Annotated in this window: 19 protein-coding genes and 2 tRNA genes; 11 read left to right on the plus strand and 10 right to left on the minus strand. The window is 57.8% G+C overall.

Going from position 1 to position 23,897, the window contains the following annotated elements:
* Window positions 1-52 precede the first annotated feature (52 nt).
* The 4 genes from gltB to IBX59_RS03885 form a co-directional block, all read right to left on the minus strand.
* Window positions 53-4,585, minus strand: coding sequence for a glutamate synthase large subunit (gene gltB / locus IBX59_RS03870; RefSeq protein WP_296372605.1), 4,533 nt, complete (start codon window positions 4,583-4,585; stop codon window positions 53-55).
* Complete coding sequence (locus IBX59_RS03875; RefSeq protein WP_296372607.1) at window positions 4,572-5,273, minus strand: hypothetical protein; 702 nt, start codon at window positions 5,271-5,273, stop codon at window positions 4,572-4,574. The genes gltB and IBX59_RS03875 overlap by 14 nt, the downstream gene beginning before the upstream one ends.
* A complete protein-coding gene (locus IBX59_RS03880; protein WP_296372609.1) occupies window positions 5,270-5,941 on the minus strand; it encodes a hypothetical protein in 672 nt (223 codons plus the stop codon). Before IBX59_RS03880 ends, IBX59_RS03875 begins: the two co-directional genes overlap by 4 nt.
* A gap of 88 nt (window positions 5,942-6,029) precedes the next feature.
* Complete coding sequence (locus tag IBX59_RS03885) at window positions 6,030-7,457, minus strand: NAD(P)-dependent oxidoreductase (RefSeq protein WP_296372611.1); 1,428 nt, start codon at window positions 7,455-7,457, stop codon at window positions 6,030-6,032.
* A gap of 216 nt (window positions 7,458-7,673) precedes the next feature.
* Between IBX59_RS03885 and IBX59_RS03890 the strand changes: the two genes are divergently transcribed.
* Window positions 7,674-8,477 (plus strand): undecaprenyl-diphosphate phosphatase, encoded by an 804-nt coding sequence (locus tag IBX59_RS03890; RefSeq protein WP_296372613.1) that lies wholly within the window; start codon window positions 7,674-7,676, stop codon window positions 8,475-8,477.
* Here the strand turns inward: IBX59_RS03890 and IBX59_RS03895 are convergent.
* Window positions 8,474-9,454, minus strand: coding sequence for a complex I NDUFA9 subunit family protein (locus tag IBX59_RS03895; protein WP_296372615.1), 981 nt, complete (start codon window positions 9,452-9,454; stop codon window positions 8,474-8,476). The two genes, IBX59_RS03890 and IBX59_RS03895, sit on opposite strands and share 4 nt — an antisense overlap.
* A 163-nt stretch (window positions 9,455-9,617) precedes the next feature.
* Here IBX59_RS03895 and IBX59_RS03900 point away from each other — a divergent pair.
* A tRNA-Leu gene (locus IBX59_RS03900) sits at window positions 9,618-9,704 on the plus strand.
* Window positions 9,705-9,933: 229 nt separating this feature from the next.
* Here the strand turns inward: IBX59_RS03900 and IBX59_RS03905 are convergent.
* Together IBX59_RS03905 and IBX59_RS03910 are read right to left on the minus strand one after the other, a co-directional pair.
* Window positions 9,934-10,659: an amino acid racemase gene (locus IBX59_RS03905; protein ID WP_296372616.1), complete on the minus strand. Its 726-nt coding sequence runs from the start codon at window positions 10,657-10,659 to the stop codon at window positions 9,934-9,936.
* Between the two features lie 12 nt (window positions 10,660-10,671).
* Complete coding sequence (locus IBX59_RS03910; RefSeq protein ID WP_296372618.1) at window positions 10,672-11,685, minus strand: D-cysteine desulfhydrase; 1,014 nt, start codon at window positions 11,683-11,685, stop codon at window positions 10,672-10,674.
* 120 nt (window positions 11,686-11,805) lie between these two features.
* On the opposite strand from IBX59_RS03910, the gene IBX59_RS03915 reads away from it, so the two are divergent.
* Window positions 11,806-12,750 carry a LysR family transcriptional regulator gene (locus tag IBX59_RS03915; protein ID WP_296372620.1) on the plus strand — a complete coding sequence of 315 codons (945 nt, stop codon included), beginning with the start codon at window positions 11,806-11,808 and terminating at the stop codon, window positions 12,748-12,750.
* On the opposite strand, the gene IBX59_RS03920 is transcribed toward IBX59_RS03915, so the two are convergent.
* Window positions 12,700-13,584 carry a LysR family transcriptional regulator gene (locus IBX59_RS03920; RefSeq protein ID WP_296372622.1) on the minus strand — a complete coding sequence of 295 codons (885 nt, stop codon included), beginning with the start codon at window positions 13,582-13,584 and terminating at the stop codon, window positions 12,700-12,702. The two genes, IBX59_RS03915 and IBX59_RS03920, sit on opposite strands and share 51 nt — an antisense overlap.
* 244 nt (window positions 13,585-13,828) lie before the next feature.
* On the opposite strand from IBX59_RS03920, the gene dctP reads away from it, so the two are divergent.
* The 4 genes from dctP to IBX59_RS03940 all read left to right on the plus strand — a co-directional run bounded on the left by dctP (window position 13,829) and on the right by IBX59_RS03940 (window position 17,476).
* On the plus strand, window positions 13,829-14,821 hold the full coding sequence (gene dctP / locus IBX59_RS03925; protein WP_296372624.1) for a TRAP transporter substrate-binding protein DctP: 993 nt from the start codon (window positions 13,829-13,831) through the stop codon (window positions 14,819-14,821).
* A gap of 81 nt (window positions 14,822-14,902) precedes the next feature.
* Window positions 14,903-15,400, plus strand: a complete 498-nt coding sequence (locus tag IBX59_RS03930; RefSeq protein ID WP_296372625.1) for a TRAP transporter small permease — start codon at window positions 14,903-14,905, stop codon at window positions 15,398-15,400.
* A gap of 10 nt (window positions 15,401-15,410) precedes the next feature.
* Window positions 15,411-16,712 (plus strand): TRAP transporter large permease, encoded by a 1,302-nt coding sequence (locus IBX59_RS03935; RefSeq protein ID WP_296372627.1) that lies wholly within the window; start codon window positions 15,411-15,413, stop codon window positions 16,710-16,712.
* Complete coding sequence (locus IBX59_RS03940) at window positions 16,712-17,476, plus strand: alpha/beta hydrolase (protein WP_296372629.1); 765 nt, start codon at window positions 16,712-16,714, stop codon at window positions 17,474-17,476. The genes IBX59_RS03935 and IBX59_RS03940 overlap by 1 nt, the downstream gene beginning before the upstream one ends.
* A 366-nt stretch (window positions 17,477-17,842) precedes the next feature.
* Here the strand turns inward: IBX59_RS03940 and IBX59_RS03945 are convergent, their stop codons facing one another.
* Window positions 17,843-19,147, minus strand: coding sequence for a hypothetical protein (locus IBX59_RS03945; protein WP_296372631.1), 1,305 nt, complete (start codon window positions 19,145-19,147; stop codon window positions 17,843-17,845).
* A 24-nt stretch (window positions 19,148-19,171) separates the two neighbouring features.
* A tRNA-Lys gene (locus IBX59_RS03950) sits at window positions 19,172-19,247 on the minus strand.
* A gap of 95 nt (window positions 19,248-19,342) precedes the next feature.
* Between IBX59_RS03950 and dapF the strand changes: the two genes are divergently transcribed.
* The 4 genes from dapF (at window position 19,343) to IBX59_RS03970 (ending at window position 23,823) form a co-directional block, all read left to right on the plus strand.
* Window positions 19,343-20,158 (plus strand): diaminopimelate epimerase, encoded by an 816-nt coding sequence (gene dapF, locus IBX59_RS03955; protein WP_296372728.1) that lies wholly within the window; start codon window positions 19,343-19,345, stop codon window positions 20,156-20,158.
* Complete coding sequence (gene mtaB, locus IBX59_RS03960) at window positions 20,158-21,417, plus strand: tRNA (N(6)-L-threonylcarbamoyladenosine(37)-C(2))-methylthiotransferase MtaB (RefSeq protein ID WP_296372633.1); 1,260 nt, start codon at window positions 20,158-20,160, stop codon at window positions 21,415-21,417. Before dapF ends, mtaB begins: the two co-directional genes overlap by 1 nt.
* A 209-nt stretch (window positions 21,418-21,626) precedes the next feature.
* Complete coding sequence (locus IBX59_RS03965; RefSeq protein ID WP_296372634.1) at window positions 21,627-22,856, plus strand: extracellular solute-binding protein; 1,230 nt, start codon at window positions 21,627-21,629, stop codon at window positions 22,854-22,856.
* 121 nt (window positions 22,857-22,977) lie between these two features.
* A complete protein-coding gene (locus IBX59_RS03970) occupies window positions 22,978-23,823 on the plus strand; it encodes a carbohydrate ABC transporter permease (protein ID WP_296372636.1) in 846 nt (281 codons plus the stop codon).
* Window positions 23,824-23,897: the final 74 nt, after the last annotated feature.

Raw genomic sequence — 23,897 nt, forward strand, 5'->3', positions numbered from 1 at the left:
GGGTCAAGCCGCCATCCGCCCCCGCACGCTAAGTGATGCGAGGGCGCGGCATTTATTCTGCCGGAATAGCGGTGTCTGCAACGCTGAGCGGATAGGGTAGATGCCGCAGCATTTCCTTTGGGCAGACCTGAAGGAAATTGGCCTTTTCGCTGTCCCAATGTTGCAGGATCTCATCAGCTTTGCGGCTTCCTGTTTCAGCCGCGTGACGCGTGATCAGGGTTTTCAGCTGGCTTTCCCAGTGGTCTACGGTCACCGGGTTGGTCACCAGCGTTTCCATATTGATCAGCGGCAAAGCAATGCCCTTTGGATCGTAAATATAAGCCATCCCACCGGTCATACCTGCGCCGAAATTGGCCCCGACACTGCCCAGAATCACAGCCACACCGCCGGTCATGTATTCGCAACCATTGGTACCGCAACCTTCGATCACCACATGCGCACCGGAATTGCGCACTGCAAACCGTTCGCCTGCGCGACCAGCCGCGAACAGGTAACCAGATGTCGCCCCATAAAGCACGGTGTTCCCGATGATCGTGTTTTCCGATGCGACCAATGGGCTTATCATCGGAGGGCGCACGACAATCGTGCCCCCCGACAACCCCTTGCCGACATAGTCGTTGGCATCGCCGGATACTTCGAGTTTTAGCCCCGGTGCCGCAAAAGCACCCAGTGATTGCCCCGCGCTGCCGCGCAGTTTGACCTTCAGGTGATCGGGCTGCAACGCGTTGCGCATCCCGAATTTCTGAACAATGTGGCTGGATGTGCGTGTGCCAATGGTGCGCAGCGTGTTGTGCACCGCATAATCCAGCTGCATCTTTTCGCCGTCGTTCAGGAAACGCGCAGCGTCCTGCACGATTTGGGCATCCAGTGTGTCGTCGACAGGGTTGCGCGGCCGGTTGCGGTCATAGCGGATCTTGTGCGCGCCATCGACTGTGATCAGCAGCGGATTGAGATCCAGATCATCAAGATGCGCCGACCCACGGCTGACCTGCGTCAGCAAATCTGCCCGCCCGATCACGTCGTCCAGCGACCGCGCGCCGATGCTGGCAAGGATTTCACGCACCTCGGTGGCGTAAAAGGTGATCAGGTTTACGACCTTATCAGCATTCCCAGTGAATTTTTCCCGCAAGGCTGGGTCTTGGGTGCAGACGCCCACCGGGCAGGTGTTCGACTGGCACTGGCGCACCATGATGCAGCCCATCGCGATCAGTGCGGCGGTGCCGATGCCGTATTCTTCGGCCCCCATCATTGCGGCCATCACTATGTCACGGCCTGTGCGCAGGCCACCATCGGTGCGCAGCGTGATGCGTTCGCGCAGGTTGTTCATGGCCAGAACCTGATGCGCCTCTGTCAGGCCCATTTCCCACGGCAGACCGGCATATTTGATCGACGTGCCGGGTGATGCGCCCGTGCCACCGTTGTGGCCTGAAATCAGGATCACATCGGCTTTGGCCTTGGCCACACCGGCGGCAATCGTGCCAACACCGCTTGAAGACACCAGCTTCACCGTCACCTTGCAGCGCGGGTTGATCTGTTTCAGGTCATAGATCAGCTGTGCCAGATCCTCGATACTGTAAATATCGTGGTGCGGCGGAGGCGAAATCAGCGTCACACCCTTGGTCGAATGGCGCAGCCGCGCGATCAGGTCGGTGACCTTCATGCCAGGCAATTGGCCGCCTTCGCCGGGTTTGGCCCCTTGGGCGACTTTGATTTCCAGTTCTTCACAGGCGTTCAGATATTCCGCAGTCACACCAAAGCGGCCCGATGCGACCTGTTTGATCTTGGCTGACGGGTTATCGCCATTGGGTTCTGGCACAAAATGCGCAGGATCTTCACCGCCTTCGCCGCTGTCGGATTTCGCGCCGATGCGGTTCATTGCGACGTTCAGCGTCTTGTGTGCCTCTGGCGACAGCGCACCCAAGCTCATGCCAGGTGTCACAAACCGTTTGCGGATGGATGTAATGCTTTCCACCTCTTCAATCGGAACGGGCTTGCCTAATGGTTTGATCGCCAGCAGATCGCGCAGATGGATCGGCGGGTTCGACTGCATGGATTTCGAAAACTGCTGCCACAGCGCATAAGATGCATTGTTGCAGGCGGCCTGAAGCATGTGCATGGTCTGGGCTTCCCACGCATGTTTTTCACCCGACCGGCGGGCCTTGTAGAAACCACCGATCGGCAGGACATCAACCTCGTTCTTCCAGCCACGGGCGTGGACCTCTTCCAGCTTGGTCTCGATGCCGTTGATGCCGATCCCGGAAATACGGCTGTGCATCCCGGGGAAATATTCCGCGACCATAGCACGCGACAGGCCCACCGCCTCGAAGTTGAGGCCACCGCGATAGGACGACAGAACGGAAATGCCCATCTTGGACATGATTTTCAACAAACCCGCGTCAATCGCCGCGCGATAGCGCCCGATCGCATCGGCAAGGCTGCCATCGACCAGCCCGCGCCGCACACGATCCGCGATGGAATCCTGCGCCAGATAGGCGTTGACCGTGGTCGCGCCACAGCCGATCAGCACGGCGAAATAATGCGGGTCAATACATTCCGCCGACCGCACGTTCACCGAACAGAAGGTGCGCAGCCCCTTGGCCGTCAGCCCCGAATGCACCGCACTGGTGGCAAGGATCATGGGCATCGGTACACGGTCGGATGATTGGTGTTGATCGGTCAGCACCAGATGGCCCGCACCGGACCGCACGGCATCTTCTGCCTCGTCGCGGATGCGTTGCAGCCCGGCATTCAGCGCGCCGCGCTCCGGTGCGAATGTGCAGTCGATAAAGACAACGCTTTCACCAAAATGTTCAACCATCTTGTTGAACTCGCCATTGGCCACAAAGGGGCTGTCCAGCACCAGAATTTCGGTCTGGCTACTGTCTTCGTCCAGCACGTTTTTCAGGTTGCCGAACCGTGTTTTCAGGCTCATTACCCGGCTTTCACGCAGGCTGTCGATCGGCGGGTTGGTGACCTGGCTAAAGTTCTGGCGGAAGAAATGCGAGAGCGGGCGATAGGTTTGCGACAACACCGCAGCAGGCGTATCGTCACCCATTGACGCGATCATTTCCTTGCCGTCCTCGGCCATAGGGGCCAAAACCTGTTCCAGATCTTCAATGGAATAGCCCGCGGCGACCTGACGTTTGCGCAATTCGGCGGCCTCATACAGGGGCTTTTCGGGCACATCACCCATCAGGCTGCTTAGATCAATGACCTTTTCAACCCATTCACCAAACGGCTGTGCGGCGGCCAGTTTATCTTTCAGTTCTGTGTCGCGATACAACCGGCCTTCCTGCATATCCACGGCAATCATCTGCCCCGGACCCAGCGCGCCCTTTTCGACCACGGTGGATTCGTCCACCGGCACCATACCCACCTCGGACCCGGCGACCAGCAGGCCATCGCCCGTCACGACATAGCGCAGGGGGCGTAACCCGTTGCGGTCCAGACCGCCGCAAACCCAGCGCCCATCGGTCATGGCCAGGGCAGCAGGGCCATCCCACGGTTCCATCACAGCGTTGCAATAGCCATACATGTCCTGCCAGGCCTGTGGCATTTCCACCGCTTGCTGCGACCATGCCTCTGGCACCATCATTGTTTTGGCCATCGGCGCATTGCGGCCCGCGCGCACCAGAACCTCGAAAACAGAGTCTAACGCGGCGGAATCCGATGACCCCGACGGGATGATCGGTTTGATGTCTTCGGCTTTTTCGCCAAACGCACTCGACGCCATGCGAATTTCATGGCTGCGCATCCAGTTGATATTGCCCTTCAGTGTGTTGATTTCACCATTATGGGCCAACATGCGGAACGGTTGCGCCAGCGCCCACTGCGGGAAGGTGTTTGTGGAATACCGCTGATGATAAATCGCAAAAGCCGATTCAAACCGTTCGTCCAGCAGGTCGGGGTAGAACACGGCGACCTGTTCGGCCAGCATCATGCCCTTATAGATCACCGACCGGCAGGACAGTGAACACAGATACATGCCATTGATCTGCGCGGCGGCGGCTGCCTTTTCGATGCGGCGGCGGATAATATAGAGTTCGCGTTCAAACTGTTCCTTATCCAGATCCTTATCGCAACGGATCAGGATCTGTTCAATCTCTGGCCGTGTGGCGTTTGCCTTGTCGCCCAGCACCTCAGTGTTTACCGGCACGTGGCGCCAGCCGTAAATATAGTGGCCCATCCGCAGCACTTCGGATTCCACGATCGTCCGGCAGCGTTCTTGCGCTGCAAAATCCGTGCGCGGCAAAAACACCTGACCGACCGCGATCAACTTGTCCTGTTGCGGTTCATGGCCCGTGCGGCGGATCTGATCCTGAAAGAAGGGCACGGGGATCTGCACGTGAATGCCAGCGCCATCACCTGTCTTTCCATCGGCATCGACAGCGCCGCGGTGCCACACGGCCTTGAGAGCGTTGATCCCTTTTTCGACGACATCGCGCGACGGCGTGCCGTCAATGGCAACCACAAGGCCGACACCGCAAGATGCGTGTTCATCATCATCGCGATACATGCCGTTCTCGGCCATCCATACGCGCTTGGCTTCTTCTGCCGCGACCCAGGTTTCGTCATAGGTTGTCATTGGCATGCTCCTTCAGAATATCGGCAGAGGAAATCGCAACGCCACAGCCGTGTTTGGGCTGCGCGCTCAAGAAACCCGGATCACCGGGAAAGATGAATTCGACCGGGCGGTCGTCTGTTTCGAATGTGCCGTTCGGCGTGGTGACGGTGCTGGTGCCTGACAAAAACATCCGCCAGTCGCGGCTGATGAATTCGTTGCCCTGCGATTCCCAAAGCACATCGCCCGCCCCGTCATAGGCCGTGATCTGATAGGCGGTTTCATCCAAGGTCACGCCATCAATGATCACCTGACGGCCGGTCAAACTGTCCTGCCCAACATAGCGGGTTGTGCCAATTTCATCGGACAGTGTTTCAAAATCGTAAGTGTCAACGCCCGTTGCGATCAGGTCACTGATCGAGGCCGGATCGGTCGCATCAGGGGCCAGCCGTTCTGAATGACCGGCGCGCAGATGCACGCTATTGATCCATTGCGTTTCTGCGTCAATCTCGCCGACATAACTCACGCCGCCGTCGTCAATGCTGACGCGGCGTTGATGACCGGCAGGGTCGCCTTGGCAGGTGAAATAATGCTCGACCTGACAACTGGCGCTTTGCACCGTTAAATAGGCGTTGCAGCCTTCAGGTAGCGCAAAGAGGCTTTGCCCAGAGGCCGGTGCGGCAAGACAAACCAGGGCAAGCGCTAATCTCAAGGCTGGTATCCCGTTTCCATCTGATTGCATTCATAAATCGGTTGATTGCTGAAAAAACCCGGATCACCGGGAAAGATGAAATCGACCGGCGACATATCTGTCACTTGATCCGGCGTCGCAGCATCCCAGCTTTCGCCAAAGAAAAACAGGCGCAGATCCTGACTGACGTATTGCCGCCCGGCGCTTGCTTGAATCTCGTTACCTTCCGCATCAAGCGTGCGGCCATCATAGTTCGTGATGAACAGCGTCACGCCATCAATGACTGTCGTTTCCCCTGTCAGCATATCATAGCCCACGTTCCGCTCTGGCCCGTCATCGGTCAGAATTGTGAAATCCCATGTGTCGATCTGATTTTCAAACAGCTCTGTCAGGGACGCCGGATCAGGCGCGGGCACCTCAAGCATTTCATTTCCCGTGATCTTATACGCCTCAAGCCATTGAAATTCATCATCAACCTTCTGAACACTGAACAACCCGCCCTGTCCAATCAGCGCAAGCCATTGGTCGCCGGGGTTGTCGGCCTCGCAGGACCAGACGTTGACCAGCACGCATCCCTTTTGCTGCAGGGTCAGCGTGCCGGTGCAGCCTTCGGGCACGGCAAAGGTTTGCTGTGCGGTTGCTGGGGTCGCCAGGGTCAGCGCGCTCAGGATCATCAGTGGCTTTATCATTCATATACCTTTCGGGTCAGCCGGGCCGACCTATCAGTTTGTGGGTGCGTGTGGACGCAATATGCATATGCTGCCTGTGCGCGTCACATCACTCTGCCGCGACGTCCGCCGCCTGCCCGAGATAATCCAAAATCGCCGTCGCCGCATCGCGTCCATCGCGGATAGCCCACACGACAAGCGACGCGCCGCGCACAATGTCACCCGCGGCATAAACGCCGTCCAGACTGGTTGCGCCGGTGCCGAAATCGGCCTTGATGGTGCCCCAGCGGGTCACTTCCAACCCGTCAACGCCCCAAAGTTTGGGCAGATCTTCGGGTTCGAACCCCAGCGCCTTGATCACCAGATCAGCGGGTTCGACATAATCGGCCCCTGCGATCAGTTCAGGCGCGCGGCGGCCTGTCGCATCAGGGGCGCCAAGGCGCATTTTCTGCACTTTTACGCCTGTGACAGGGTCGCCTTCAAACCCGTCAGGGGCCGCCAGCCAGACGAATTCAACGCCTTCTTCCTCGGCATTCTGCACCTCGCGTTGCGATCCGGGCATATTGGCACGGTCACGGCGATACAGGCATTTCACGCTTTGTGCGCCCTCGCGGATCGACGTGCGCACACAGTCCATCGCAGTGTCACCGCCACCGATCACAACAACCTGCTTGCCAGCGGCGTTCAATTCACCGCTGTCATATTCGGGCACATCATCGCCAAAACTTTTGCGGTTGCTGGCGGTCAGGAAATCAATGGCGTTCACGATCCCTTCGGCAGCGGAATCAGGCAGATCGCGCGTTTTGTAAACGCCGGTGGCAATCAGCACAGCGTCATGCTTGCCGCGAATGGCGTCAAACGACAGGTCGTCGCCTACGTTACAGTTCAGGACGAATTGCACGCCGCCATCTTCCAGTTGGGCCATGCGCTGCATGACGATATCTTTTTCCAGCTTGAAGCCAGGTATGCCATAGGTCAGCAACCCGCCGCCACGATCATAACGGTCATAGACCGTGACTTGCACACCCTGACGGCGCAGCATGTCAGCGGCAGCAAGCCCACCGGGGCCAGCGCCGATGATGCCAACACTTTCGCTGCGCTCGGCATAGGGGCGGATCGGCTTGACCCAGCCGTTTTCAAATGCGGTGTCAGTGATGTATTTTTCGACCGACCCGATTGTCACTGTGCCATGGCCGGATTGTTCGATCACGCAGTTGCCTTCGCACAGGCGATCCTGCGGGCAGATGCGGCCGCAGATTTCGGGAAAGGTGTTGGTATCCTGACTGATTTCATAAGCTTCTTGCAGCCGCCCCTCGGCGGTCAGGCGCAACCAGTCGGGGATGTTGTTATGCAAAGGGCAATGCGTCTGGCAATAGGGCACGCCGCACTGGCTGCAACGGCTGGCCTGTTCGGCGGCCTTTTCGCTGGCATATTCTGCATAGATTTCGTGGAAATCCTGCTTGCGCAGATTGGGCGGTCGTTTTTCCGGCATGTCCCGGCCCACGGTCGTAAACTTCAGCATTTTCTGACCAGCCATAAATAATCCCCCAACATTCGCGTCAGCCATCTTTTAAAACAGCTTCGATCCGAATAAAAGGCATTAATACTGACCTATATTGATGAATTTTCACACACGAAATGCTCTGATTGGAAAAAATGATGATATTTAGGTCCGTATTGATACATAAATATCCGCTTCCCCCTGAATCGCAACGGTTTAGGTTGTTCTTACCGAATCAGTTTTGCGGGTATTATGACAGTCTTTAACCTTCTCCTTGTGGCGCTGATCCAAGGCATCACCGAATTTCTGCCCATTTCGTCATCCGGGCACCTGATCCTGTTGCCTTCGCTCAGCGGCTTGGAAGATCAAGGCCAGATCATCGACGTCGCCGCCCATGTCGGCACACTCTGCGCGGTTATGCTGTATTTCTGGCGCGATGTGCGCATGGCACTGGTGGGCAGCCTGCGTCTTTTGCACGGCAAAGTTGATACCAAAGGCGCGTTTCTGGCGCTGTGCCTGCTGATTGCCACTGTGCCGGTAATCGTGATCGGGCTGGTGTTGAAAGTGACGGGCCTGTCGGAAGCGATGCGCGGAATCGCGGTCATCGGATGGGCCATGATCATTTTCGGGATTGTACTGTACTGGGCCGACCAGACCGGGCCAATAAATAAAACAGCCGATCAGTGGACGATGAAGCATGCCCTGAACATGGGCCTATGGCAGGCTGTCGCGCTGATCCCCGGCACGTCGCGGTCTGGTATCACGATCACCGCCGCGCGTATGCTGGGCTATAACCGCACCGACGCCGCGCGCCTGTCGATGCTGATGTCAATCCCGACGATCATCGCATCCGCCACTTTGCTGGGCCTTGACGTGATCGGCACCGCCGACGCAGGCGCGCTGCGCGACATCGGGATCGTTGCGACGATGACATTTGCGGCAGCATTACTGGCGTTGACACTTATGATGCGCCTGCTGCGCGCGGTCAGTTACACGCCCTATGTCATCTATCGGCTGGGGTTGGGCAGCGTCCTGCTCTGGATCGCCTACACCTAGACTTTCAGGTTCTTGGCGGATTCCTTGATCGCGTTATACTGACCTGACGGGCGGAACCGCCACAGATAATCCGGCAGAACGGCCTCCATCGCGGTTGGGGTGATCCCCAGGGCATCAAAGCCCTGTGCGCCATCCGCGACGACATTATCGACCGCAAGGTTACGCACCTGATCCGCTGTGACCGGCCCCTTGATCAGCCCCAGCGAAAGCCTGCGGACCAGACCGAATGTTCCCGCCATGATCCGGGCCACCCAGAACGGAATGTTCATGATCAGACGGCGGCGGCGCACCACCCCAAGCATCAGCTGCATCAATTCACGGAAACTGTGCACATCAGGACCGCCCAGTTCGTAGACACCGGGCTGCACGTTCCCCATCACGCCCTTGACCGCAGCAGCAGCAACATCGTCAACGTAAACCGGCTGAAACCTGGTACTGGCCCCGACAATCGGCAGAATCGGCCCAAACCGCGACAGCCCCGCAAACCGGTTAAAGAACTGATCTTCGGCCCCGAAAACAATTGACGGACGCAGAATGACCGCGTCAGGGAAATTCGCCAGCACAGCCGCCTCACCTGCCGCTTTGGTGCGGGCATAAGCGCTGGCCGAACCTGCATCGGCGCCAATCGCCGAAACATGCACCATCCGCGCCACGCCCATTTCAGCTGCGATGCGGGCAATGCGCCCCGGCGCTTCGGCCTGAACAGCGGCAAAGGTGTTCTTGCCCACTTCGTCCAGAACACCCACGCAATTGACCACCGCATCGGCCCCTTGGGTCACAGCTGCAACGCTGGCATCATCACGGATATTGCAGAAAACAGGCTCTACTTGCCCCACTGCGCCGTAGGGGCGCACGAACATCGCTTCGTTCACATTGCGCACAGCGACCCGCACGCGCCAGCCTTCCTTGGCCAGACGCCGCGCAATATACCGCCCGACAAAACCGGAACCGCCGAATATGGTGACAAGCTTGGACATGATCGCGCCTCTTTACTGGATAGCCACGGTTTACAGGCCACCCCGCAGTCAGACAAGGCGCAATCCGGCAGATTCAACTAGCGCGCCATGACATCAGCACATTTTCCATTCGAATCGCGTTGACAGCACCCCAAACCCGCATTATTGCGCCCCTAGCTCACCTGCCCAGGTGGCGGAATTGGTAGACGCGCTAGCTTCAGGTGCTAGTATTGGCAACGATGTGGAGGTTCGAGTCCTCTCCTGGGCACCAAAAAATAAGCGATTGAAATAGCATGTTTAATGTTTTTCTGTCGGATATTTTTAAACAGTTACACGCTTCGCCACATAAGTCTGCCGAACGGGTTTCAGCGCAAATCTTATGACAGAGCGCGCCTTTCTTATCCCTACGAAAATCGCAAACGCGACCGCCAGAACGATACCACCAAAATACGGCTGCCCAAGATCACGCATTTTCAAAAGCATCAGTATGTTTCCGTTGATCAGGTGGCAGGTTTGGCTTGAACACCGGAAAATGCGATGATCGCATCTGTCAGGACGTCGAGCGTGTCCAGAATTGGCACAGAGGACCGCACCTGCTTACTGATCAAGGAAAACTCCGAGCATCCAATGATCACGCGGGCGGCACCGGCTTGAACAAGTTTGGCGGCTTCGCGCTCCAGCAGGGCGATATCCGCACTGTCCGGGCCCAGTTTTTTAATCTTGCGGATAGATGCCAGAATATCCGTTTCGTCAGCGGGAAAAGCCGCCTTGACCCGATTTTTTGCCAGCAGGCCGCTGAACAGGCCCGTGCCGTTGGTCGCAGGAGATGCTAGAATCCCCACAATATCGCCGGCTGCAAGGCCAGATGCGGCCTGCGCGCAGGCAAGTGCGGGCATGTTCAGCAACGGGATGCCAGCCGCCTGCGTGATCTGGGACGCATAAAGATGGGCGGTGTTGCAGGGCATCGCCAGGGCCTGCGCTCCTGCGGTTTCCAGCCGTGCGGCCATCTGCGCAAGGACCGGGCCGGGGTCCGGCCCGTCCTGCGCGATGATATGGCGGATGCGTGACGGCACCTGCGGGTTCATGTCCACGATCATCGGCACATGATCCTGATCGTCCTCGGCCGCTGTCGCCGCAAAGACCCGCTGCATCAGCGCGATCGTCGCCTCGACGCCCATGCCCCCAAGAACGCCAATGCGCCGGAACTGGCCTGCGTTATCCGTCATGTTAACAGCCAGTCACGACCAGCGGTCAGAAAAGTCGAACGCAGCATCATAACCAAACAGGGCCACAGACCCGCCGGTGTGCAAAAACACCACCCGCTCGCCTTTTTTGAAATGCCCCTTGCGAATCAAGTCGATAAAGCCTGCGGCACCCTTGGCCGAATACACCGGATCAAGCAGGATCGCCTCAAGTTCTGCAAACATGCGGATCGCTTCAAGTCCGCTTTCAGTCGGGATACCATAACCTTCGCCGACGTAATCGGTGTTGGCGACCACGTCTTCGCGCAATACCACGCCCGGGCAGCCCAGCTTTTCCGCTGTCTTGCAGGCAAGGTTATATACGTTTTCCTCTTGTTTGGCCTTGGGCGCGCGCACCCCGATTCCCAAAAGCGGGATTTGGGCGTTCATCGCCTTGAGACCTGTAATCAGACCGGCCTGCGTGCCGGCGCTGCCTGTGGCGTGCACGATATGGTCGATCTGCATGCCGCTGTTGTTGACCTGACCCAGCAGTTCAAAGGCGCAGTTGACATAGCCCAGCGCACCCGTCGGGTTCGAGCCGCCGCCGGGGATGGTGTAGACCTTTTTGCCGTCGGCGCGCATTTCATTGGCGACATCTTCGATGACGGCGTTGAAATCCGGGCCAGAGGGGCGCTTTTCAGTCGTCGCGCCATGCAGGTGGTCCAGCAGCACGTTGCCGTTGTTGTTGTAGTTGGCATTATTCGACCCGGTCCGGTCCTCTAGCACGATATGGCACCCCATGCCCATCTTGGCCGCGAAGGCCGCAGTCTGGCGGGCGTGGTTGGATTGGGTCGCACCTTGGGTGATGACCATCTCCGCGCCCTGCAACTCTGCCTCGGCCATCAGGAATTCCAGCTTGCGCGTCTTGTTGCCCCCGGTGGACATGCCGGTGCAATCATCCCGTTTAATCCAGATTTCCGGCCCTCCCAGTTCTTTGGTCAGACGATCAAGGCGTTCCAGCGGTGTCGGAAGGTGGGCGAGAAAACGGCGGGGGAAACGGGATAAGTGCATTTTGTGATCCTTCATTTGCTTGAAACTGTCTTTACTCCGCCTAAAACCGCGAATCTAATGCAAATTAGCACGGTTAAATTGCGTAATATGCAATTTATGATCGTGCTGCAGGAGCATGAGATGCGTTTAGAGTGGATTGAGGATATTCTTGCGGTGCTGGACACCGGGTCGCTTGCGCGTGCGGCCGAACGGCGGATGCTAACGCAATCCGCCTTTACGCGCCGTGTCCGCATGATCGAAGACACCATCGGGACAGAATTATTTGACCGGCGGCGCAAACCAATCAGGCTGTTGCCTGGCGTAGAGGCCCTGGCACCTGAGCTTCGGGATCTGAGCCTGCGCCTGCGCAAGATGCGATACAGGTTAAAGGTATCGACAAGCCGCACAGGCGGCACTCTCAGGTTTGCCTGTCAGCACGCGATCACGACAACCGTTTCGCCCTGGATCGTGCGGGCCCTGATGCAGCTAGAGGATATCTCGGTCAGGGTCCGGTCTGGAAACCAGGACGAATGCATGGTCCAGTTGCTGGCGGGCGAGGTTGATTTCGCCGTGATGTATACCGTTCCCGGCGACCAGACAGTCACCTTCAAACGTGCATTCGAGGCGCGGCAAATCGGAAGCGATGTTCTTGTGCCAGTTTGCGCGCCGGGGTTGAAGCGCGGCGATCCGCTGTCTGAAATTCCAACTATCAGCTATCCGTCTGACGTGTTTCTGGGGCAGGTTTTCGACCGCAAGATCGCGCCACGCCTGCCAAGTGACATCACGTTCATCACCAAGGCTGAAAGCGCACTGACGCTGGCTGCCTACGAATTTGCGCTGGGCGGCATCGGTGTGGCTTGGCTGCCCCGGTCACTGGCCGCGGATGCCATTGCACAAGAAAGGCTGATCAGTCTCGCGGCAGATTTACCTGTCCAGCCGCTTGGGATCAGCGCGATCCGGCTGCAAGAAGGACAGGATGCGCGGGACGATATGATCTGGCAGGCGATTGTGGCCGATCTGACGCTGCCCGCGCATTTACAAAGCGTCCCAGACCTTTCGACCGGTCGCATCCAGGCGATCGAGTGAACAGAAAACCGACAGGGTCAATGTTGCTTCCCATGTGCCTTTGCCCACCTGAATCAGCTTTCCGTCAGCGATTTCATCACTTACGGCGCTTTCCGGCAACCATGCCACACCGCTGCCGGATAACACCCGCCTTTTGATCGCCTCTGTCAGCGCATCCATATACCGCAGTTTCAGCGGCGGTTTTCGCGTGCCGATGGTCTGATCGACGACGGTGCCCAGAAAGCTGCTGGGATCATATCCCAGATAGGGAATTTCCCTGGCATCGGTGCCATCCAGATACCATTCCCCCGCAGTCGCGGCAGTCGTTTCAGCGACGGGAATGAACGGATCGGTGCCGATATCCTTGCGCGCGAACACGTTGCCATCAAAGTTGGGCGCCACGTCCTTGTAGTTGTAATACAGCAGAAAGTCGCAGTTCGCCTCCAGCAGCAGTTGACAGCAGGTGCTCAGGTTGTCGGAATAGACCCGCACGCGCAGGTCAGGAAATTTCTGCTCCAGATCGGCAATGCGACGCGAAAGATAGTTGACCGAGATCGTATGCAACACAGCGAATCGCTGAAATGCAGTGCTGCCGCGTTCCTCGGCGCGAATGCTTTGGCGGATGTCGGTCAGGTTTGCGATGGTTGCGCGCGCAACCGGCAAAAACTGCTGTCCCGCATCAGAAAGCTGAACCGGATAGGTCGACCGCTTGATCAGCGGCACGCCCAGCCAGATTTCAAGCGACTTGATCCGTCGGCTAAAGGCCGGTTGCGTGATATTTCGTTCTTCGGCCGCCCGCGTAAAGTTCAAAGTGCGGCCTAAACAGGCAAAGTCCTGTAACCAATTCAGATCCATTGGGAAATGATACAAGCCTAAGTCATTGCTGTATAGTAACTATGCAATATCAGTATGATTTAATTCCATGTTTGAATTGGCCTCATGTAAACTTCCCTCAATACCCTTGGATTCAGGTTGAGGCGGCAAAGAAACCATCGCAAGGTCGAAGTTCACCATATTCAACCGCCCAAAATCGCCAAGAGGCGCCAGTTTCGGAGTTTTTGTTCTGTCTAGGCGCTCAATGACAACATGGAGACGAAAAATGAAGACGATCCTAAAAACAACCTGCGCTCTGACGGCCTTGGGTTTGGCCGTGACCTCGGGTGCGGCAAGCGCCCAGACAACATTGCGCCTGTCCACCTATGTGAACGAATCCGACATCCGCTATCAGGGCTTTGAATATTTTGCGGAACGAGTCGCCGAAAAAACAAACGGCAGCGTCAAGGTGGAAATCTTCCCGTCAAGCACGCTGCACGGCTGGTCCGAAGGCGTGGATTCGGTGCAGGGCGGCGTCTCTGACATCAGCTGGATCAACGCAGACAACCGCCTGCCCTGCTATGCGGTGACATCGCTTTACCCCGCCGAGGTAAACCTTGAAAATCAGGTAGCCATGGATGCAGCCTATGCCGAACTGATCCGCGAAGAGGCGGCGAATGTGAACCTCGTGCCTTTGATCAACTCAAACTATTCCTACGATCAGGAATGGTGGTTCGAAGAACCGATTGATGACATCGGAAACCTCAATGGCAAACTTGTCCGGTCTATCGGGCCGCTGGTCAGCACGATGATCGAAACTTGGGGCGGTGAACCGGTATTCGTCGCCCCCAAGGAAGTGTTCCAATCCGCCGAACGTGGCGTGGTTGACGGCATCAACATGGGTGTGGCGACCTATAGTTCGTGGAAGCTGTGGACAGTCATGCCCTATATGGTCAACGCCAACCTGTTCTACGGCAACATCCAATACATGATGAACAAGAACAAGTTCGATTCCCTGACGGCAGACGAACAGGCCGCGCTGACAGCCGCCGCAACAGAAACCGAAACATGGTTGCAGCCGCGTTACGAAGGCTGGGTTGACCAGCAGGTGGGCAATGCCGTCATGCAGGGCGGCGGTTCGGCTGTGTCGATCGCGAAGAATCAGCGCGCCAGCCTGATTGCCAGCGTCAAGGACAAATGGGATCCCACTGTCGATGCGGCCTGCGGTGCCGATCTTGCAGGCGACATTCGGGCCCTGCTGGCCAGTAACGCGCCATAATCTTGGCGTGACCATGGTGCGGCGGTCGGCATGCGATGTGCGGACCGCCTGCCTTTTGACATGACAGAACAGGGCTTTGGCATGGACCAGAAACTTGACCGATTGATCGGTGCCTTCGAACGTATCGTCGTTTGGGTCGCCGGGGTAGGCGGCGTTATCGTCCTGATCCAGATGGTCTGGATCACCTATGGTGTCTTTATGCGCTACGGGATCGGAAAACCCGACCGGATGGTGACCGAGGCGACCGCCCTTTTGCTGTTTCCGGTGGCTTTTGCCGGTCTCGCCTATGCGATGCGCGAAGACGCCTATCCCAAGGTCACGATGCTGACCGACAGGTTCGGGCCCGCCGCCCGAAAGGTTTTCGATGTGATCAACCATGTGTTGATGCTGGGGGTCGGGCTCTTTCTTTCCTACGCCGGAATCAGTGCCACAATCCGGGCTTTCAACTCCGGCGTTGCCTCGGAAATCCTGCATTGGCCGCGCTATTTTTTTTGGGCACCGGGCGCCTGCGCACTGAGCCTGTTTTCCCTTTATGCCGCGCTGCGGCTCGTTCGGTTGGTCCGAACACCGGCCATCTAAGGAGACCGCCATGGAATGGTATACTGTTGGTTTGGGTCTGCTTGGACTCTTGATGCTGTTTATCGTGATCGGGCTGCCGATCCCCTTTGCGCTTGCGGCCGCCTCGCTGCCGTTTTTGTGGGACATCCAAGGTTGGAACACCTCGATCGTCTCGACCGAGCTGAAGCTTTGGGGCGTGTGGATTGACTATATCCTGCTTGCTGTTCCCTTGTTCGTTTTCCTGGGTGAGTTGATAGGCAAGTCGAATATCGGCCCGAATCTCTTTCAATTCCTGCACCAGGGCGTGCGGATCAAGGGATCGGCGGCATATGGGTCGATCGGGGCCAGCGCGGGCTTTGGGGCCGTTTGCGGGTCGTCGATGGTCGGGGCGCTGACAATCGGTGGCGTCGCCCTGCCGGAAATGCTGCGGCTTGGCTATGGCAAACGCCTGTCCAGCGGGGTGCTTGCTGCGGGGGGAACGCTGTCTGTCCTGATCCCGCCCAGTCTGATCCTGCTGTTTTACGGGATCGTGACCGACCAGAGCATCGGTGATCTGTTCATTGCGGGGGTGATCCCGGGGATTTTTCTGGTCACAAGCTTTGTCGTCGTCGTGCTGGTCTGGGGTATCCTGAAACCCGAAGATATCCCAAGCCGGGAAGAAGCAACCAAAATGCCCCTGCTGATGATCTTGAATACCGTCGGGCCGGTCCTTCTGATCGGTCTGGTGATTACCGTTGCCATCTACGCCGGGATCGCCACCCCGACAGAGGCAGCCGCCGTCGCGGCCTTGTTGACTGTCGTGCTGGCGTTTGGGGTCGGCGGCCTGACATGGCAGGGGTTTAAAGCGGCACTTTATTCCACCATGCGCACCATGGGTTATCTTGGGTTGCTATTGTCAGCCGGGGTTCTTTTCGGTTTCGTGCTGACCTATTATCGGGTGCCGCAGCAATTCACCGCATTATTCCTGTCGTTCGACTTGTCCCCGACAACGGTGCTGATGATCGTGCTGGTGTTCTACATCATCCTTGGCATGTTCCTTGAACCCGTTTCGATGACCTTCATTACCTTGCCGACGATCTATCCGCTGATGGATGCCGCGGGGTTCGATCTGATCTGGTTCGGGGTCGTCTATACAATCACCATGGAAATCGCGGTGCTGACCCCACCGGTCGGGCTGAACCTTTATGTCATTCAGGCGATCAGTCGCGATCAGGTCACCATTGGCGACGTGATCATGGGGTGCCTGCCGTTCATCGCGATGATGGTGCTGCTGATCGCAGTGCTGATTGCCATGCCGGATCTGGCGCTCTGGCTACCGGAGCAGATGCGGTGATGTCTGCGACCTTGTTACCGCATCAACGCGCCGGGGCGGGTGTGCCGCTGGTGCTGGTTCATGGATATCTTGGCGGATCACAGCAGTGGGCGCAGGAAATCGCCCATTTCAGCACCCGTTTCGACGTGATCGCGCCAGCGCTTCCAGGTTTTGCCGATGCAGCGGAATTGCATGCCAAAAACCGGATCAGTGACATGGCTGACGCTATCATCACATTGCTGGATGACCTCAAGCTGACCCGGTTTATCCTGATGGGTCATTCGATGGGCGGCATGGTCGCGCAGGAAATCGCCGCCAAGGTCGGGGACCGCGTGCTAGGTTTGATCCTTTATGGAACGGGCCCAATCGGATTGTTGCCCGACCGATTCGAACCCATCGAAGTTTCGCGACAGAGGCTCATCGCCGATGGCGTGGAAAAGACATCCCGGCGCATCGCTGCGACCTGGTTTCGCGATGGAGAAGCGGCAACCGGATATGAACTGGTGGCTAAAATCGGATCTTCAACCAGCCGTGAAGCCGCCCTTGCAGGTCTTGATGCCATGGCGCATTGGGATGGCCGCAGTGCGCTGCCGTTCCTCACGATGCCGACTCTCATCTTGTGGGGGGAATTGGATCGCACCTATCACTGGAGCCAGATCGAACTTCTTTGGCGGATGCTGCCCAATGCGCAGTTGGCCGTCATTCCGGGGGCGGCCCACGCAACCAATCTGGAAAAGCCACACCTTTTCAACACGGTTCTCGAAGACTTTCTGAAAAACTTTTGAAGTTACAAATCTTGCAAGTCCAGCACGCATATTTGCATGGAACGCAGGCCTGACCCTCGGTCTCGACCTGAACGGGACAGACTTGCCGGGGCCAATCAGTCAGAACAGAGGCATCGGACAAGGCATGATCCAACAAGAAATCATCAAATCGACAACCGAACCACCTTTTTAGGCCGCTGAAGATACAGGTTGATCGACCATCCATCGCGTTGGGCGCAAAACCTGGTGACGCCGGATCAGGCACCTCTTACGACGTATCAAACATCCCGGGGCGACTGCGGATCAGGTCACGCGAAAAGCCTTCACCGCGCCTGCGCACTAAATGCAACCGAAATCTCAACTGCAACGGCGATGTTTGGCGACGCGCTAAAAGTTTCGCAAGAAGTCAGCTGCGTTCCAAATTTGTTTATGCGCTGCATCGCGGGCTTTTGGTGTCTGCGCCTGATAATCCTGAAAATTGTGCAGCACCTCCATGATCTTTGGGGCAAAGTCCGATGTCGTCACCGCGGCCGCAGCGTTGCCAAATCCTAAAAAGCTGCTCATCCTGATACCCTGCGTGTGAACGATCGGCTTTCCGGCAAGCACGCCATCAATGATAATCCCCGATCCCCGCGCCGCATAAGCGTTCAGGTCATATGGCACCAAAAGAAGATCAACCGCGTGCAACGCTGCGATAAACTGTTCAGGGGGCAGGGTTTTATCCAGCAAGATTATATTGATCCGCCGGTTGGCGCGCGAAAGAGACCACCCGCTCTTGCGCATTTCCCATTCGTAACGCAAACGTTTACGACCAGATCGCCCCCCTCGATGCTGCGCGACAAACTCAACCGTCACTGCCGGGTCACAATCGCGCAGTAAAACCTTAAGGTCCTGCAAAATAGCCGGAATTTTTTCCGCGCCTTTTTCCAGACGATAGCCGCCAAGATATCCAATTCTGAAATGGTTCGTCTTGCGCGGCACAGCGGCTTCTTGCGGCGGGCTTTCCGGGTTGATGGAACAGGGTAACAAAAGCGTATTCAACGCCTTTAACCCGAAACGCGCGTTCAGCAGCTTCGCCAGCGATCCGGTTTCCGTGACAATTGTAATCGCGCCGCTTTGCACATGACGGTCAAGGTCCGCGCGTTCGGCGTCCGTAAGAGCATCAATCGTTTGAAATATCAAAATACGCAGCGCAAACCGCGCTGTGCCGGGGTGTCTGTCAAGAAATCGCACACATAAACCAATGTCATTGTGCTGAACTGTCGGAAAGAGAATGGAAACTGGGACAGACGGCACACCAATGACCGTCTCTAATGCCGCAAGATCGTTTTCAAATGCTTGCGACGGATGTTTTCGATAATCGCGGCCGGTTGACAGCACACAGTGAACGTTCGGATTCTCCACCAAAGCCGGGTTGTCACTGCGCATCGTGATGATGCGCTTTGGACGGCCGCCCGCCAATTGGTCAATTGCGCCAATGACAGTATGATGGTGCCCAACGGCCTCATCAATATGTCGCTCAACAATCGTCAGCACATCCGCCATCTTACGAAATCGTCCTTTGCACGCCGTCGTCAATGTTTTTGCCTGAGCCACAGTTACAGACACCCACCTTACCAAGACAAGAGCGTAACAAGTCAGATAAGCGCCTTGCTTGCCCTGCAACGAACGCATCATCGCTGCGCGCAGCAAAACTAACCTGAATAAGTGAGGAAGTGGTGAGCCGTGCTGGGTTCGAACCAGCGACCTACTGATTAAAAGTCAGTTGCTCTACCAACTGAGCTAACGGCCCACATGACGGGCTACTTAGAAAGACCAGAGCGGGCGGTCAACCCCCAAATGATGTCGCGACTGGATAAGTCGTATGCCATTGTCTATATCGCCGCTATGACCACACGCGAATTGACATATTTACCTTTCATGAAGATGCATGGGTTGGGCAACGACTTTGTCGTGATTGACGAACGGGGCATGGCGCCGCGCGTCGATGCCAGCCTTGCCGTCGCCATGGCCGACCGGCACAGAGGCGTGGGATTTGACCAGCTTGCCGTGCTGTCAGACAGCGCCGATTCGGATGTCTATCTGACGTTCTGGAACAGCGACGGGTCATTGTCAGCGGCCTGTGGAAATGCCACGCGCTGCATCGCCCGGTATCTGATGGACCAGACCGGCCAGACAGACCTGGCCATTACAACAGATCGCGGCAGGCTATTTGCACGAGACGCTGGCGATGGGCTAACGGCGGTCAACATGGGGCAGCCGCAACTGGATTGGCAGGACATCCCCCTCGCGCAGCATGTTGACACATTGCATTTGCCTATCGCCGGTGACCCCGTCGCCACGGGCATGGGCAACCCGCACTGCACGTTTTTTGTCGATGATGCGGATGCCGTCAATCTGGCCACGCGTGGTGCGGCAACGGAACATCACCCCCTGTTTCCACAACGCACCAACGTGCAATTCGCCAGCCTGACCGGCCCTGACCGTTTGCGCATGCGCGTCTGGGAACGCGGGGCCGGGGTTACGCTGGCCTCTGGGTCGTCTTCCTGTGCCACGGCTGTTGCCGCCGCACGACGCGGGCTGACGCGGCGTAACGTGCGCATTGATCTGGATGGTGGCACGCTACACATCGCATGGCGCGATGATGGTGTGTGGATGACAGGACCGACGGCACATGTGTTTGACGGGCGATGGTGGATGTGATGGATCGCAAGGCCCCCATCTTTTCCAACCACGGCTGCCGCTTGAACGCCTATGAAACAGAGGCGATGAAGGAACTGGCCCATGCGCACGGGGTGGATAACGCCGTAATCGTGAACACCTGCGCCGTCACAGCCGAGGCCGTGCGCAAGGCCCGCCAGGATATCCGCAAGCTGCGGCGCGACAACCCAAATGCCAGGCTGATCGTCACCGGCTGTGCGGCGCAGACCGAACCCGACACTTTTGCCAATATGCCCGAGGTCGATGTGGTGCTGGGCAACACCGAGAAAATGAACCCGGCCACATGGGCGGGCATGACCCCCGACCTGATCGGACAAACCGAACCGGTGCAGGTCGATGACATCATGTCGGTGACCGAAACCGCCGGTCACCTGATCGACGGGTTCGGCACCCGCAGCCGCGCCTATGTGCAGGTGCAAAACGGGTGCGACCATCGTTGCACGTTCTGCATCATTCCCTTTGGTCGGGGCAATTCACGGTCTGTCCCGGCGGGCGTTGTCGTGGACCAGATCAAGCGGCTGGTCGATACCGGCTATAACGAGGTCGTGCTGACCGGCGTTGACCTGACAAGCTGGGGCGCAGACCTGCCTTCTGCCCCGAAACTGGGCGATCTGGTGATGCGCATCCTGCGGCTGGTGCCAGACCTGCCGCGCCTGCGGATCAGTTCAATCGACAGTATCGAGGTCGATGACAACCTGATGGCAGCCATCGCCACCGAACCACGCCTGATGCCGCATCTGCACCTGTCGCTGCAACATGGCGATGACATGATCCTGAAACGAATGAAGCGGCGACACCTGCGCGACGATGCGATCCAGTTCACGGAAACGGCCAGCAAACTGCGGCCCGACATGACCTATGGCGCGGATATTATTGCTGGCTTTCCAACGGAAACCGATGCGATGTTTGAAAACGCGCTGGCGCTTGTGGCCGATTGCAACCTGACATGGCTACATGTGTTTCCCTATTCCCCCCGCCCCGGCACACCAGCCGCGCGGATGCCGCAAGTGAACGGCAAGCTGATCAAATCCCGCGCGGCAAAGTTACGCGCAGCAGGCGATACACAGGTCGCCCGCCACCTGTCGGCACAACTGGGCAAAATCCACAACATCCTGATGGAAAGCCCGCGCATGGGCCGCACCGAACAATTCACCGAAGTCACATTCACCAGTGACCAACCCGAAAGCCGGATCGTGCGCGCCCGGATCACTGGGCAATCAGGCCAAACCCTGACCGCATAACGCGTCTTCCGCGCCTAAATATCACCGCCGGAGGCGGCACTTGATCTTGGCTCGGTCAACATCGCCTGACGGCAGGAGCATTGACACAAATCAATGTTCATTATCGCCCTTCGGATCAGAATACCATTTATCATGCTGGGACGCATCACCTGAAGGTCAGGGCCGACGGAGTGCCGGGGTGATTAACCGCTTCTCAAATGGAGAACCCGATGCACAGATCCAAAAATTTTCTTGCCGCTATGCTCGTGAGCACCGCAATGGCGCATCCCGCGATAGCTGAAACGAATTTGAACGCGCTCTTCATGGCGCAAGCCGCCTATAGCGAGGCCGACGTGCGGGCGATGACCGATGCGTTCACCGCCGCGAACCCGGATATCAAGGTCAGTCTGGAGTTCGTTCCTTACGAGGGGCTGCATGACAAGACATTGCTCGCCCGCGGGTCGGGATCAGGCTATGATGTCGTGCTGTTCGACGTGATCTGGCCGGCAGAGTTCGCCGAAAACAATGTGCTTCTCGACGTGACCGACCGCATCACACAAGAGATGAAGGACGGTGTGCTGCCCGGTGCATGGACGACCGTCGAATATAACGCCAAGCGTTACGGAATGCCGTGGATCCTTGACACCAAGTATCTTTTTTACAACATGGAAATTCTCGCGCAGGCCGGTATCGCGGCACCGCCGACAACTTGGGCTGAACTGTCAGAACAGGCCAAGGCGATCAAGGATCAGGGTATTCTCGACCATCCCATTGTCTGGAGCTGGGCGCAGGCCGAGGCGGCGATCTGCGACTATACCACCCTCGTCAGCGCCCATGGCGGCGCATTCATCGTCGACGGCGCGCCAGCCTTTCAGACGGGCGGTGGACTCGATGCACTGGAATACATGGTCGACAGCTACAATTCGGGCCTGACGAACCCCAACTCGAAGGAATATCTGGAAGAGGACGTCCGGCGTGTCTTTCAGAACGGCGAGGCCGCCTTTGCGCTGAACTGGACGTATATGTACAACCTTGCCAACGATCCGAATGAAAGCAGGGTCGTGGGTAAAATCGGCGTCGCGCCTGCCCCCGGGGTTGCGGGGAAAAGCGCCGTCTCGGCGGTCAATGGTTCGATGGGGCTTGGCATTACGGCGACCAGTCAGAACCCCGACGCGGCATGGAACTACATCACCTTCATGACGTCACAGCCAACGCAGAACGCCTATGCCCGTCTGAGCCTGCCGATCTGGGCCAGTTCCTATGATGACCCGGCCGTGACCGCCGGGCAGGAAGACATGATCGCGGCGGCGAAGGTTGGGCTTGCCGCGATGTATCCGCGGCCAACGACGGCGGGATATCAGGAAATGTCGGCGACGCTCCAGCAGGCGATCCAAGAGGCTTTGCTTGGCCAGGCAAGCCCGGCCGACGCGCTTGCCATGGCCGCGGAGGGCGGGCTTTGAGGCCAGCAGAAACGGCGGGTGGCGGCGTTGTTCGCCGCCATCTTCTCGACTGCGCGCACCTTTGGTCCGGAAGATTACGCCGATGAATGCAGGCTGGACGGCGACGCGGGCATGGCTTCTCATGCTGCCGCTTCTTATCGTCATGCTGTCCGTGATCGGCTGGCCGTTCTTTGACACGGTGCGGCTGTCCTTCACCGATGCGCGGCTGGTCGGCACCGGCGGCGACTTTGTCGGGTTCGCGAATTACGAACGTCTTTTCTCCAGCCGCGCGTTCCGGCGCGCATTTCTTGTCACGACGCAATTCGCGGTCGTCTCGGTCCTTGTCGAGGTGGTGCTGGGTGTGCTGGTTGCGCTTCTTCTTTATCAGAACTTCCGGGGGCGCAACGTTCTGCGTGCGCTTTTGATCTTGCCATGGGCGCTGCCCACGGTCGTCAATGCCCTTCTCTGGCGGCTTATCTACAACCCCGAATACGGCGCGCTGAACGCGTTGCTGGTGCAGATCGGGCTGCTTGACGCCTATCGGTCGTGGCTTGGCGATCCGAACAGTGCGCTTGTTGCGCTGATCGTCGCGGATGCCTGGAAAAACTTTCCGCTCGTGGCGCTGATCTCGCTCGCTGCGCTGCACGCGGTGCCGCATGACATCAAGGCGGCGGCCATCGTCGATGGGGCGGGCGCCCTTGCGCGTTTCCGCTTCGTGATCCTGCCCTATCTTGCCGGGCCACTGATGGTGGCCCTGGTGTTGCGCACGATCGAGGCGTTCAAGGTCTTTGACATCATCTGGATCATGACGCGCGGCGGTCCGGCCAATAGCACGCGCACGCTGTCGATCCTCGTCTATCAAGAGGCGTTTTCATTCCAGCGGGCAGGATCCGGGGCATCGCTCGCCCTCATTGTCACACTGGCGATCACGGTGCTCGCGGTCGTCTATGTGGCGCTGATCCGTAAATCGGCGGGGGCGCAGTTCTGATGGAGCGGCAAAACCTTGGCTTCACAATCTTCCTTTATGTCTGCGCGGCGCTGCTTGCGTTGATGATCCTCGCG

It is taken from the genome of Yoonia sp., from assembly GCF_014859355.1.
GTDB lineage: Bacteria > Pseudomonadota > Alphaproteobacteria > Rhodobacterales > Rhodobacteraceae > Yoonia.

Coding starts and splice junctions, on each gene's coding strand:
- IBX59_RS03935 (WP_296372627.1), top strand. CDS start 15,411: ATGGAATGGTATACTGTTGGTTTGGGTCTGCTTGGACTCTTGATGCTG.
- IBX59_RS03885 (WP_296372611.1), bottom strand. CDS start 7,457: ATGGCTGGTCAGAAAATGCTGAAGTTTACGACCGTGGGCCGGGACATG.
- IBX59_RS03880 (WP_296372609.1), bottom strand. CDS start 5,941: ATGATAAAGCCACTGATGATCCTGAGCGCGCTGACCCTGGCGACCCCA.
- IBX59_RS03930 (WP_296372625.1), top strand. CDS start 14,903: ATGGACCAGAAACTTGACCGATTGATCGGTGCCTTCGAACGTATCGTC.
- mtaB (WP_296372633.1), top strand. CDS start 20,158: ATGGATCGCAAGGCCCCCATCTTTTCCAACCACGGCTGCCGCTTGAAC.
- IBX59_RS03905 (WP_296372616.1), bottom strand. CDS start 10,659: ATGACGGATAACGCAGGCCAGTTCCGGCGCATTGGCGTTCTTGGGGGC.
- IBX59_RS03890 (WP_296372613.1), top strand. CDS start 7,674: ATGACAGTCTTTAACCTTCTCCTTGTGGCGCTGATCCAAGGCATCACC.
- IBX59_RS03965 (WP_296372634.1), top strand. CDS start 21,627: ATGCACAGATCCAAAAATTTTCTTGCCGCTATGCTCGTGAGCACCGCA.
- dctP (WP_296372624.1), top strand. CDS start 13,829: ATGAAGACGATCCTAAAAACAACCTGCGCTCTGACGGCCTTGGGTTTG.
- IBX59_RS03910 (WP_296372618.1), bottom strand. CDS start 11,685: ATGCACTTATCCCGTTTCCCCCGCCGTTTTCTCGCCCACCTTCCGACA.
- IBX59_RS03895 (WP_296372615.1), bottom strand. CDS start 9,454: ATGTCCAAGCTTGTCACCATATTCGGCGGTTCCGGTTTTGTCGGGCGG.
- IBX59_RS03920 (WP_296372622.1), bottom strand. CDS start 13,584: ATGGATCTGAATTGGTTACAGGACTTTGCCTGTTTAGGCCGCACTTTG.
- IBX59_RS03915 (WP_296372620.1), top strand. CDS start 11,806: ATGCGTTTAGAGTGGATTGAGGATATTCTTGCGGTGCTGGACACCGGG.
- IBX59_RS03940 (WP_296372629.1), top strand. CDS start 16,712: ATGTCTGCGACCTTGTTACCGCATCAACGCGCCGGGGCGGGTGTGCCG.
- dapF (WP_296372728.1), top strand. CDS start 19,343: ATGACCACACGCGAATTGACATATTTACCTTTCATGAAGATGCATGGG.
- gltB (WP_296372605.1), bottom strand. CDS start 4,585: ATGACAACCTATGACGAAACCTGGGTCGCGGCAGAAGAAGCCAAGCGC.
- IBX59_RS03970 (WP_296372636.1), top strand. CDS start 22,978: ATGCTGCCGCTTCTTATCGTCATGCTGTCCGTGATCGGCTGGCCGTTC.